Raw genomic sequence first — 11,903 nt, forward strand, 5'->3', positions numbered from 1 at the left:
CTTCGCCCGCGTCAAATCAAACTCGTTTCGAGTGAATAAAATATCGCGGCGCTGCAGGTAACTAAAATGAATCTAACACTCGCCACGCTGCGCAACCCTCCAGCAGCTATTGTCGCCATCGTTTTCGCCATTGCCTTCGGCTTGTTTAGCCTTAGCAAGTTGCCCATCCAGCTATTTCCCGATATTGAAAACCCGGTGATTAGTATCCAAACCGGTTGGCGGGCGGCCAGCCCAAAGGAAATGGAATCTGAAATTGTCGAGCCCATCGAGGAGGTGCTGCAAGGTTTGCCGGGCGTGAAAGAGATGGCCGCCTCGGCCAATTCGGGCTGGGCTTGGATCAATCTCACCTTCAGCATGGAAACCGACATGCAGAAGACCTTGATCGATGTGATCTCGCGCATGAATCGCCTGAAGCCGCTGCCGCGCGATGCCATGCAGCCGATTATTTCTCTCGGCGGTGGCGACGGCGGCGCACCCGCATTGACTTGGTATTTTTTACAAGTTTTGCCCGGCAACCCCAATAGCGTCGACGATTACATACCCTTTGTGGAAGAAGTTATTAGCCCCGCCATCGAATCCATTCCCGGTGTTGCCAGTGCCCGCGTTGGCGGCGCCGGCGCCGGCAACATGGAAGAACTACAAATTCGCTTCGACCCCTACCGCGCCGCGCAATTAGGTGTACAACTGCCGGTGGTGGCGGGCTTGCTCGGGCAATCGAACGACGTCTCCGGCGGCTTTGTCGATGTCGGCCGGCGCCAGTACACCTTGCGCATGGCCGGCCGCTTTAAACCGGAAGAACTGGGCGAGATGGTGTTGGAGTGGCGCGACGGCAAGCCTATTTTGTTGGGCGATATCGCGGAGATAAAAGTCGCCAAACCAGATCGCAATAGTTTGGCCACACAAAATGGTAACCCCGCCATTGGCATTCAAATTAATCGCGAAAGCGGCGCCAATGTGCTCGCCACCCTAAATGCCGTAAAGGCGAAAATGGTCGAGCTGCGGGACGGCCCGATTAAAGATCGTAACCTAACTATTGTGCAATCATTCGACGCCTCGGTGTTTATCTACCGCGCCATTAATCTGGTCACCAGCAATATTTTTCTCGGCATGTTGTTGGCCGTGGGTGTGCTCTGGTGGTTCTTGCGCCGCTTAAGGGCCACAGTCATCGTCGCGCTCACCATTCCCATTTCGCTGCTGTCCACCTTCATCGTGTTACAGATGACCGGTCGCACCCTTAATGTGATTTCCCTCGCCGGTTTAGCCTTCGCCGTGGGCATGGTATTGGACGCCGCCATTGTGGTACTGGAAAATGTGGTGCGCTTGCGCGAACAAAAAGTAAACGCCAACGACAGCGCCAGCAAGGGCACGGGTGAAGTTTGGGGTGCCTTGCTCGCGTCCACCGCAACCACCGTGGCTATTTTCCTGCCGGTGGTTTTTTTAAAGGACGTAGAAGGCCAACTATTTTCCGACTTGGCCTTAACCATCACGATTGCGGTGAGCATTTCGCTGTTAGTTGCCGTCACCATTGTGCCGCTTCTGGCATCGCGCTGGTTAAGCAGCGAAGGCCTGGCCGATCACCATCAAAACCTGTGGCAGCGCATTACCGCGCTAGTGATGCGGTTAACGCACACCAAAAAGCAACGGCTGTCGATCATCGCCGGTTTAATCGCCGTGCCGCTGCTCAGCGCCTGGATATTAATGCCCGAGCTAGACTACTTGCCGCCGGTAAAGCGCGATGCCGTTGATACCTGGTTTCGCTTCCCGCCCGCCACCAACATCGACACCATCGAGTCGGAAATTATTTCGGTTATCAACCAGCGCATGAAGCCCTACATGAGCGGCGAAAAAGAGCCGGCGCTGAAAAACTATTACGTCTTGGTTTGGCCCGGCGGCGGCACCATGGGTGCGCGCGCGCTCGACCAAGCCAAGGTTAACGATTTGTTAAAAATCGTGCGCGAAGAAATCACCGTCGACTTACCCGACACCATGGCCTTCAGCGCCCAAGGCAATTTATTTGGCCAGTTTGGCGGCGACCGCGCCATTCCCATGCACCTGCAAGCGTCTGACCCGAAGGCTTTAGCCGCGGTTGCCGAACAGGCGGTGGAGTGGGTGCGCGAGGCGATACCCGAGGCCCAGTCCCGGGTTGACCCGGGCACCGCCGACTCAGAACCAGAGCTGCGCCTGATTCCCGATGATCGAGCGCTGCAAGAGCTGGGCTGGAATCGACGCGACATGGGTTCCATTGTGCGCATGCTCGGCAAGGGTTTATGGGTGGGTGAATACTTCGACTCGGTCAAACGCATGGACGTGATCATGCGCGCGCAACTGTGGGACAACCCCGAAGCGCTGATCAGTTTGCCCCTAGCAACACCGAGCGGCGCGGTGGTGCCACTGAATCAACTCGTCAGTTTAGAGCGCACCGTGGGTCCGAACCAAATACGCCGCATCGATAGACGCCGCACCCTGAGCTTGATCGTGGTGCCGCCGGAAGATATGTCGCTGGAAAAAGCACTGGCCGCGCTGCAAACCCAGGTTGAGCCAAAAATCAAAGCGGCGATGCCGGCCGATGGCAACATTCAATACGGCGGCAGTGCCGATAGTTTGAAGCGCGCGCTCGGCACCATGGGCGAGAATTTCGCCGTCGCCCTGCTGATTTTGTTTTTGTTAATGAGCGTTTTATTTCGCTCGCCCAAAGACAGCGCCCTGGTGTTACTGGCCATGCCACTGGCGATGGTGGGCGGCGTGGTGGCACTGCGGCTTTTAAATCTAGTCAGCTTTCAACCGCTCGACTTACTCACCATGATCGGTTTTGTGATCATGCTCGGGCTGGTGGTGAATAACGCCATTTTACTCGTGCATCAAACCCGCAGTGCCGAGCGCGAGGGCATGAACCGTCACCTCGCGGTCGAGCAGGCCTTGATGCTGCGCCTGCGGCCCATTTTCATGAGCACATTAACCAGTATTTTCGGCATGTTGCCGCTGTTACTAATGCCCGGTGACGGCAGCGTTATTTACCGCGGCCTCGCCGCCGTGATTGTCGGCGGCATGTGCATTAGCACCGTGTTCACCCTGGTACTTTTACCTTGTTTCCTGCGCATGGGCGCCAAGGGGCAACTCTCATTACAAGATATTCCAGCCCACAGTGCATTGCGCACCTTGAAGTCTGCGGCTTGAGGACAAAATTATGACCCACTCCTATCACACTCGAATCACCAAAGCCCTGACTGGGCTCACCCTGCTCGCCACCTGCCTAGGCGCCGGCGCACAAGATATACCACCGGCGGCGGTGGAGGTCGCAGAGGCGCAAATTCGCGATATCGCGCCGACGGTTTGGGTGCCCGGCACGGTGATCAGCAAGCAAGACTCGCAAATCGCCTCCGAAATTACCGGCAATTTACTCTGGGTTGCCGAGGTGGGCGACCAAGTCAAAGCCGGCGCACCGCTGGCGCGCATTAACGATCGCGTTTGGCAGTTACAACAGGCCAACGATCTCGCCAGTGTGGCGAGCTTAACCAGCAACCTAGATTTCTTGGTGCGGCAAGTCGAGCGCAGCGAGCGGCTGGCCAAAACCAACAATGCCTCGCAGTCAGAATTGGAGCGCCTGACCATGGAGCGGGACATGGTGCGGCAACAATTGCGCGCCGCCGAAGTGGCACTACAACGCACCCGGTACGATATCGAGCGCGCCGTCATTAAAGCGCCCTTCGATGGCATAGTGGTGGCCCGCTATCACCAGCCTGGCGAGCATATTAACCAGGGCGAGGCAGCGGTTCGGCTCACCAATGTCGACAACCTTGAAATCAAAGCCCAAGCCACCCTGAGCAGCTTTCGGCATGTCAAAGCCGGCAGCGAGGTGGCGATAAAAACTCAGGCCGGCACCCACGTCAGCAAGGTGCGCAGCCTAGTGCCGGTGGGTGACGAGCGCTCGCGCATGTTGGAGCTACGCATTGCCGCGAGCGCAGAGCATTGGTTGATTGGCGAGGCGGTAAAGATCGAATTGCCCAACGGCGAGAGCGAGTCTTCACTCACCGTGCCAAGGGACGCATTAGTGCTGCGCGAAACCCAAGTCTATATCTTTAAAGTCGGCAAAGACGACAAGGCCGAGCGCATTGAGGTGCGCACCGGCAATGGCTACGGCAGTCGCATTGCCGTCACCGGCGCGTTAGCGGCCGGCGACTTGGTAATCGTAAGGGGCGCCGAGCGCCTGCGCGAGGGCCAAGCGCTGAATATCCTCAAGCAACATGTGGCGGTGGAGGGCCTAGCGGCCAATAGCTAAGGCCTGGGCAAGTACTATTTATCGCGGCCACAGGGTCTTTCATTTTATAAACTTGCCCCCATTTAGGCTGTATCTACGTGTTACGGAATTGAAAGACGCCCTATGAGTACCGTGTACCTTCTGCAAAACCAAGACAAGTTAATCCTAAACCGCAACCGCGAGTGGACCGACGCGCGCGATTTAAAGAGCTTGTACCAAACACCCCATAAGGATGAAGGCATCAACCAAAAGGTTGAGGTCAACGCCAAAGACTATACCCAGCGCATACACCTGCTAGAGTGTGAGCTAAACGACAAAAAGCTACCTATCATCGCCGCCGAGGCCATGCCTGAGCCCCTGCCCGAGCAGCCAAAAGGCGAGGGCGAGCAGGCCAGTTTGATCGACGCCGAGTCAGGGCTGTCACAAGACGCTGAAGCAGGGTTGTCGGCGGGGCTGTCACAAAGCGCTGGGGCGGGGCTGTCACAAATAGACAGCTCAGACATCCAAGACCCGCGCGAGCCAAAAAGCGACGACGATACCGATGTGGCCGAATTGGAAGCGGATGAGCAAGCGGAAGACGTCGCCGATGAATTTGACCAAGACACGATTCAGGACTGACCCCAGAGGCCGTACCGCTGGGCACAATGCCTGAACACTCACAGATTAAGCGGCAGAGCCACTGCCCGCTAAGGAGCAACCCTTGAGCCACCTATCCCAACCGCTGCAAGATAAACTGGCCTGGTTGGCCGAGGGCAATCACCACCTACTAAAGGTCATATTGCGGGGCATGGAAAAAGAGAGCCTGCGGGTTAACACCGAGGGCACGCTGGCGTTAACCGATCATCCCAAGGCGCTCGGCTCCACCTTAACCCACCCGCACATCACCACCGACTACAGTGAAGCGTTGATGGAATTTATAACCCAGCCGCACACCAGCGTCGATGCGCTACTGGGCCAGCTGAGCGATATCCACACTTTTACCTACAAACACCTAGGCGACGAAGTACTGTGGGCTGCGAGCATGCCCTGTGCTGTCGGTGCAGACAAAGATATTCCCGTCGCCCGCTACGGCAACTCCAACACAGGCACCATGAAAACCATTTACCGGGTCGGGCTCGGTCACCGCTATGGTCGCACCATGCAAACCATCGCCGGGGTACACTACAATTTTTCTTTTTCCGATGAATTAATTGCCGCGCTGCAAGCGAAATCCGGCAGCAAGCTCAGCTTTCAAGATTTTAAAACCCAAAGTTACTTCGATTTAATTCGCAACTTCCGCCGCTATTTTTGGTTGCTGGTATATCTATACGGCGCCGCGCCGGCCGTGTGCAAAAGCTTCGTCAAAGATCGGCCGCACAAATTACAAGCCTTCGGGCAGGATAGCCACTCCCTGCATCTGCCCAACGCCACCTCGCTGCGCATGGGTAACTTAGGCTACCAAAGTGACGCTCAGCAATCGCTCACGGTTTGTTATAACAATTTAAATACCTACTTAAAAACCTTGTGTGGCGCCATCACTCAGGGCCACAAAGATTATCAAGACATAGGCTTAAAAGATGCCGCCGGCGACTACAAACAACTCAATACCAGCCTGCTGCAAATCGAAAACGAGTTCTATTCCACCATTCGTCCCAAGCGCACCAGTCAGCGCGGCGAAACCGCGTTGAATGCACTACATGCGCGCGGCGTGGAATATATCGAAGTGCGCTGTGTGGATTTAAACCCCTATGAACCGCTCGGCGTCACCCGCGACCAACTGCACGTCATGGACGCCTTTCTCCTCTTCTGTTTACTCGAGCAAAGCCCAGAAACAGATGCCGACGAATACGCCGATATGCTGGAAAACCAAAAGCGCGTAGTCGAACAGGGCAGAGACCCAGCACTCACCTTGCGCCAACAGGGCAAAGAGCGAAAAATTCAAGATTGGACCAAAGACATCTTCGCCGCCATGGCGAGCTGTGCGGCTATTCTCGATCAAGGTGCAGACACGCAAGACTTTTCCGCCGCCGTGGAGCGCGCCTCGGTCCAAGCCTCAGACCCAACAGCAACGCCCGCGGCGAAATTCTTGGCCGATATGGCCGCGCACAATAAAACCTTTTTCCAATTGGCCAAAGACCTCTCGGTCGAGCACGCGGAATTTTTCAAGCAGCGCAGCTTATCCAAAGACAAGCAAAATCTGTTCGAGAGGTTAACCAAGGAATCTCTCGCGGCTCAGGCACAACTCGAGCAAGACCAAGAGCAGCAAGAGCCCTTCGAGGACTACCTAGCTAAGTTTTACGCACAGTACACCTGTTGCGACAAACCCAAATTTAACTGTCTATGAATTACCTCGCCCACCTTGCACTGTCCGGCCCAGATCCCGACATGCAGGTGGGTGGTTTTCTCGGCGACTGGTTGAAAGGCCCCATCGAAAGCCATCGAGTCCATTGGGCAAAACCGGTATTACAAGGTGTGGCATTACATCGCCGTATTGACGCCTGGGTCGATGCGCAAACCGAAATACAGAGTGCTCTAGCCTTACTCGGCGGCAAACACCGGCGTATCGCTGGGCCGGTTATCGACATCGCTTTCGATCACTATCTAGCAAAACATTTTTCTCAGTACCACCAACAATTGCTAGCGGATTTTTGTCAGCGTGCGTTCACACATCTGAACCAGCACGAGCCATCAATGCCAGAGCAAGCGCAACTTTTTCTACGCCGAGCGCAAAGTCATCGCTTGTTCGAACGCTATGCTGAACGCGACACCTACCTAAGTGTGGTGGGTAGTTTGCGCCGACGCATTTCCAAACCCGAGCTACTCGATGGCATCGAACACCAATTGATAAAGCAAGACCAAGCACTCGAGGCAATATTCCACCTTTTCTACCCACGCTTATGTCGACAGGTCAACGAACTGATCGCCGGCAGCACCTAAAATCAGGCGCCATTATTGCCAACCGGGAAGTTCGTTTTTACCTTGCCGGTGTGCAATACTCGCGCCCTATCACTCAAGAGAGCCTGTGCCCGTGAAGTTTACCGAAGACGCATTCAATGGCCTGATTATCGATTCCGACTCTATAGCCACAGACGACATTGAGTTTCACGCGTCGCTTAGCGCCATCCTGGCCTATTCCGCGCAGCAGAATAAAGGCATAACCTGGCTGACCTTACCGATTGAAAAGTCGCATCACGTGGGCAGCGCAACGGCCCTCGGCTTTGTCTTTCACTGCTGCCAAGAACATGAATTGACACTGGTACATAAAAACCAACCTGCGCAATTCGTCCCTTTTATTCCCAGTCATACAGTGGGCGCTGGTGCGCTGATTAAAAATGCGGCGGGCGAGATTTTAGTGGTGCAAGAGTATGGCATGACCGGCTACAAGCTACCGGGTGGTCACGTCGAGCAAGGTGAACGCATTGAAGATGCCGTACTGCGCGAAGTGCTAGAAGAAACTGGCATCGAATGCGAGTTTATTTCTGTGCTAGGTTTTACCAATAAACACCCTTATCGCTTTGGCAAATCAAACTTATACTTCGTCTGCCAACTGCGTCCCTTGCATACAAACATTCAGATTCAAGATACTCAAGAAATACTCGATGCGCGCTGGATTAGTTTGTCTGAATTTCAACGCGACACGAGAAACAGCGCTTACAACCATGAACTCTTTAGTGCGCTTTTAGACCTGCCCGGCCTTTGCCAACAAACGCTGGTCAACAACATGGGCGTGCACAAAAAGCTCGAAATTTTCTTCGCCAATCAAAAGGATGGATAGCTATGCGGTTACGACATTTTGCCTCGCTCATTATTATCGCTGCCATTGCCACCGGCTGTAGTAAATCAGACTCGCCAGAGGCAGAACATTTTCGCTCCAATGATGCCGTTATGGCCATTGCGCCTAAGCAACAACAAGCCAGAGGCCAATACCTAGCCTATGAGCACTCGGCCACCGTCGAACTCGCCGAAGCGAAAATTCCACCGGCGTTTAATGCCTTGGTGGAACATTGTCAAAAGTTCAGCCAGTCTTGCACCATGATGCACTCTGAATTACAAGGCGGCGAATACGCCAACGGCTATTTGCGCTTTCGCGTAGCGCCGGCGGATGTCGATAAAATGTTCGAGCTAGTCAGCAAATACGGCGAAGTGACCCGACAATCCACCAATGTTGACGACCTCCAAGATGCCATCGTCGATGGCGGCAAACGCATCGAACTACTGCAAGCTTACCAACAACGCTTGTTAGCACTGGAAGCCCAAGCCAGCAAAGATATTGAATCGCTCATCAAAGTTGCCTCTGAGTTGAGCCGGGTGCAATCGGATTTAGAATATGCTTTGGGTGAAAAAGCTAAGCTGCTGCAAAGAGTCAATCAAGACATCGTAAGCATCCAGTTAACCAAACTCACCAACACCGGTTTCTGGGCGCCCATCTTCGAGTCTGCCAGCGACTTTGGCGACAACTTCTCCGATGCCATTGCCACCATGATCACCGCACTGGCCTATATTTTCCCTTGGTTAATTTTGCTTTTGCTATCGCTAATGTTAACTACTTTTGCTTGGCGCAAGCTAAAGCGCAAGTAACGAGCCAATTGCCCTAGCGCATAAACATGAGTGCGCTAGGGTTTTAACTAGGTGGAAAATTTCCACACCGAATTCGACACAGAGCTTGAGTCAAAATCCCAGATAATGCGCGACAAAGCGAGAAAAAATGAATGATTAAAGTTGGTCTGATTGGCTTCGGCTATGCGGCAAAAACCTTTCATTTGCCTTTAATTGAAGCTAGCGCCGCGTTTCAATTGACGGCGATAAGCTCGTCGCAATCCAGCTTGATCTTGAAGCGGCACCCAGCGCTAGAAATTTATCCCACGGCGCTGCAATTGATCGAATCGAAATGCGTGGATCTAGTGATTATCACCGCGCCAAACCATACCCATTTCAGTTTGGCGAAAGCGGCATTAGACGCAGGCCTGCACGTTCTTATCGAAAAGCCGATGACCCATACCGCGGCAGAGGCAATGACATTATGCGTGCTAGCAAAAAGCCGTGGCCGAGTTTTGACCGTGTTTCATAATCGACGTTGGGACGGCGATTTCTTGACCGTGCAAAAACTGATTGCTAATAACGCCTTAGGCAAGCTGAAGGTTTTTGAGTCGCATTTTGACCGGTTTAGACCCGAGGTGCGCGACCGCTGGCGAGAAAATCCAGGCCTTGGTGCTGGCATTTGGTATGACCTGGGGTCGCACTTGGTCGATCAGGCGTTAACACTTTTTGGCGCGCCCACGAGCATAACGGCACGATTAAAAATGTTGCGCGAAAATTCACGCAATGTCGATTATTTTCACGTGCAGCTTCACTATCCAAGCCATGAAGTGATCTTACATTCCAGCCCCTTTAGCGCCGGGCCCAACCTGCGCTTTCAGTTGTCGGGCACAACTGGCAGTTTTATTAAACGCGGTCTAGACCCACAAGAAGACCAACTTAAATCTGGCCTACTGCCATCGGCAGCGGATTACGGTATAGAGGCGAATCAATTTCATGGCACGCTATACACAAACAGTTCAAGCCACATTGAGCCGACGCTCGCCGGAGACTATCTCGCTTTTTATCATGCCCTAGCTGATGCCATTACCAAGGGCAGTGCAGTGCCGGTTGACCCAGTATCGGCAGCCCAAGTGATTCATGTCATCGAGCAGGCGGTACGAGCCGATCGCGAGGGCCGAACACTGGCCTTTGCTGGCCTTTAATCCCATAACGCTATCACCCCGACTTATTCATCGCTCGCCGCCGACAAGAAGTTAGCCAAAGCTGATACATTTAGTTTTACCAAAGGATATTGAGGCAGACAGATAATGGCAACGCAGTCTATTAAACAACTATGGCGTGAAAACCGTGGGCTGATCCTTTTTCTAGCGCTGATGTTTGTCTTTCGTAGCACCTTTGCCGACTGGAATAGTGTACCTACTGGCTCTATGTTGCCCACCATTGTGGAGGGCGATCGTATTCTGGTTAATAAGATGGCCTACGATATTCGCCTGCCCTTCATCCAACTACCCTTGATTAAGCTCGGCGACCCTGAACACGGCGATATAATTGTGTTTGAATCGAGCAAAGCCGATAAGCGCTTGGTTAAGCGGGTGATTGGCTTACCCGGCGACACGGTTGGCTTAAGAGATAACCAACTTTTTATCAACGGTGAAAAAATCCCCTTGCTTGCCGTGACAGAAACGGCGCAAAGCCGTCTATATCAAGAGGCGCTTTTTGCCCATCAGCATCTGATTCAATTAGCAAAAAAACCTTCGCCCTTGGCGAGCTTTGCCACGGTTAAAGTTCCTAAAAATAGTTACCTCGCACTGGGCGACAACCGCGACAATAGTGCCGATTCACGCGTTATTGGCTTTGTTCCCAGACGAGAGATCATCGGTCGCACGCGTCAGGTCGTGCTATCCTTCGACCCCGATAACCACTATTTTCCGAGGAAAGATCGGCTGTTAAAGACATTGTAGCGGTTCGACGTTAACTCAAGGCTTAGTTATGGATACTATCGCTCTCCGGCAATTTGCAGCGCGCGATACCGCCGCAATATTGCGCCTAAATGAAAAGTCTGTGAACGTATTGAGCCCTATGGATCAACAACGTTTTGACCAACTGCACAGCCAATCCGCGCTCATTCTGGTGGCGGAACAAAATCACCAGCTACTCGGGTTTTTGATGGGCTTTACCGATGGCAGCCAGTACGACAGCGTAAACTACCGATGGTTTTCCGAGCGTTTAAAAGCCTTTCTCTATATAGATCGTATCGTCATTGCCGCAGAGGTTCGGTCGCAAGGTCTGGGGCAGCGTTTCTACACCGAGATTGAAACCTGGGCACGGCAACAACACCTACACTGGCTGGCGGCCGAAATAGATATCGAGCCACCCAACCCAACCTCGCTGCAATTTCATCAGCGCCAGGGCTTTAAGCCGGTCGGGCAACAAGACAGCAAAAACAAACAGGTGGCGCTATTGGTAAAAGCTATTGACTAGCCCGATCGCACAACACTGCATCAATGGCGGTGTGGCGATTCGATTGAGGTAGGGCTTGTAGCCCAAAAACGCAACGCAATTGAGTGCGGAATCGGTTAGCGCTGAACAATAAAATTGTCGAAGAATAGATCCACCACGCCACTCTCACTGCCTTGTTCTAGCTCGATGACTTGGCGAATTTCTTTCAGGGCATCTTGGCGCAACTGCTCTTTACCTTCCTGTGTATCTATCACAAGTTCCTCTTGTTGACTCAGCAAGGTGACAATTTTATCGCGAATGGCCGGCATATGGTGGCGCACGCTTTGTGCGGCGCTAATGTCGCCCACCCTCACGGTCAACTCGGCCTTCAGATAGCGCAACCTACCCACACCCCCATAGTTGACGACAAAAGGCGGTAAAAGCGGAATATACAACGCCTGTCCTGTTGCGGCCTCCGCCTCGTCATCCTGGGCATGGGCGGGCAGGGCAGCGATAAACGCCACGAGTAAACTCAGAGTGAAGGTGCGCAGCACAAGCATATCTAAAACCATTTTTGTCCAAAGCTAGGCCTTTGAGCATAGCCTTTTTTATCGCTATTGTGGGCTAATTGAGTTGTGCCTTTTGCGCTTTTCCCCTAACGTGACGCCAGCACCAATCCCAGCTTTGAGAC

11 protein-coding genes are annotated in these 11,903 nt (G+C 53.3%); 10 read left to right on the top strand and 1 reads right to left on the bottom strand.

The window, feature by feature from the left end; all coding sequences use genetic code 11:
* Window positions 1-66: 66 nt before the first annotated feature.
* The 10 genes from QWY82_RS03585 to QWY82_RS03630 all read left to right on the top strand — a co-directional run bounded on the left by QWY82_RS03585 (window position 67) and on the right by QWY82_RS03630 (window position 11,254).
* Entirely contained in the window at window positions 67-3,174 is a 3,108-nt protein-coding gene (locus QWY82_RS03585) for an efflux RND transporter permease subunit (RefSeq protein ID WP_290259980.1), read from the top strand.
* A 10-nt stretch (window positions 3,175-3,184) separates the two neighbouring features.
* Window positions 3,185-4,276 carry an efflux RND transporter periplasmic adaptor subunit gene (locus QWY82_RS03590; protein ID WP_290259982.1) on the top strand — a complete coding sequence of 364 codons (1,092 nt, stop codon included), beginning with the start codon at window positions 3,185-3,187 and terminating at the stop codon, window positions 4,274-4,276.
* Window positions 4,277-4,378: 102 nt separating this feature from the next.
* The gene (locus tag QWY82_RS03595; RefSeq protein ID WP_290259984.1) at window positions 4,379-4,873 is read left to right on the top strand and encodes a hypothetical protein; all 495 of its coding nucleotides are present in this window, start codon (window positions 4,379-4,381) and stop codon (window positions 4,871-4,873) included.
* A gap of 82 nt (window positions 4,874-4,955) precedes the next feature.
* Window positions 4,956-6,578: a glutamate--cysteine ligase gene (gene gshA, locus QWY82_RS03600; protein WP_290259986.1), complete on the top strand. Its 1,623-nt coding sequence runs from the start codon at window positions 4,956-4,958 to the stop codon at window positions 6,576-6,578.
* Complete coding sequence (locus tag QWY82_RS03605; RefSeq protein ID WP_290259988.1) at window positions 6,575-7,171, top strand: acyl carrier protein phosphodiesterase; 597 nt, start codon at window positions 6,575-6,577, stop codon at window positions 7,169-7,171. Before gshA ends, QWY82_RS03605 begins: the two co-directional genes overlap by 4 nt.
* Window positions 7,172-7,256: 85 nt before the next feature.
* Window positions 7,257-8,009, top strand: a complete 753-nt coding sequence (locus tag QWY82_RS03610; protein ID WP_290259990.1) for an NUDIX hydrolase — start codon at window positions 7,257-7,259, stop codon at window positions 8,007-8,009.
* A 2-nt stretch (window positions 8,010-8,011) separates the two neighbouring features.
* Complete coding sequence (locus tag QWY82_RS03615; protein WP_290259991.1) at window positions 8,012-8,812, top strand: DUF4349 domain-containing protein; 801 nt, start codon at window positions 8,012-8,014, stop codon at window positions 8,810-8,812.
* Between the two features lie 131 nt (window positions 8,813-8,943).
* Window positions 8,944-9,975: an oxidoreductase gene (locus QWY82_RS03620; RefSeq protein ID WP_290259993.1), complete on the top strand. Its 1,032-nt coding sequence runs from the start codon at window positions 8,944-8,946 to the stop codon at window positions 9,973-9,975.
* Window positions 9,976-10,080: 105 nt separating this feature from the next.
* Entirely contained in the window at window positions 10,081-10,734 is a 654-nt protein-coding gene (gene lepB / locus QWY82_RS03625; RefSeq protein ID WP_290259995.1) for a signal peptidase I, read from the top strand.
* Between the two features lie 28 nt (window positions 10,735-10,762).
* Window positions 10,763-11,254, top strand: coding sequence for a GNAT family N-acetyltransferase (locus tag QWY82_RS03630; RefSeq protein ID WP_290259997.1), 492 nt, complete (start codon window positions 10,763-10,765; stop codon window positions 11,252-11,254).
* A gap of 95 nt (window positions 11,255-11,349) precedes the next feature.
* Here QWY82_RS03630 and QWY82_RS03635 read toward each other — a convergent pair whose 3' ends face one another.
* Window positions 11,350-11,772, bottom strand: coding sequence for a flagellar basal body-associated FliL family protein (locus tag QWY82_RS03635; RefSeq protein ID WP_290259999.1), 423 nt, complete (start codon window positions 11,770-11,772; stop codon window positions 11,350-11,352).
* Window positions 11,773-11,903 lie beyond the last annotated feature (131 nt).

Origin of the sequence: Simiduia curdlanivorans, assembly GCF_030409605.1 — a bacterium.
GTDB classification, from domain to species: domain Bacteria; phylum Pseudomonadota; class Gammaproteobacteria; order Pseudomonadales; family Cellvibrionaceae; genus Simiduia; species Simiduia curdlanivorans.

What these genes read in the sequence shown, in the direction of transcription:
- QWY82_RS03585 (WP_290259980.1), top strand. Translation starts at nt 67, where the DNA reads ATGAATCTAACACTCGCCACGCTGCGCAACCCTCCAGCAGCTATTGTC.
- QWY82_RS03590 (WP_290259982.1), top strand. Translation starts at nt 3,185, where the DNA reads ATGACCCACTCCTATCACACTCGAATCACCAAAGCCCTGACTGGGCTC.
- lepB (WP_290259995.1), top strand. Translation starts at nt 10,081, where the DNA reads ATGGCAACGCAGTCTATTAAACAACTATGGCGTGAAAACCGTGGGCTG.
- QWY82_RS03635 (WP_290259999.1), bottom strand. Translation starts at nt 11,772, where the DNA reads ATGCTTGTGCTGCGCACCTTCACTCTGAGTTTACTCGTGGCGTTTATC.
- QWY82_RS03605 (WP_290259988.1), top strand. Translation starts at nt 6,575, where the DNA reads ATGAATTACCTCGCCCACCTTGCACTGTCCGGCCCAGATCCCGACATG.
- QWY82_RS03595 (WP_290259984.1), top strand. Translation starts at nt 4,379, where the DNA reads ATGAGTACCGTGTACCTTCTGCAAAACCAAGACAAGTTAATCCTAAAC.
- QWY82_RS03615 (WP_290259991.1), top strand. Translation starts at nt 8,012, where the DNA reads ATGCGGTTACGACATTTTGCCTCGCTCATTATTATCGCTGCCATTGCC.
- QWY82_RS03630 (WP_290259997.1), top strand. Translation starts at nt 10,763, where the DNA reads ATGGATACTATCGCTCTCCGGCAATTTGCAGCGCGCGATACCGCCGCA.
- QWY82_RS03620 (WP_290259993.1), top strand. Translation starts at nt 8,944, where the DNA reads ATGATTAAAGTTGGTCTGATTGGCTTCGGCTATGCGGCAAAAACCTTT.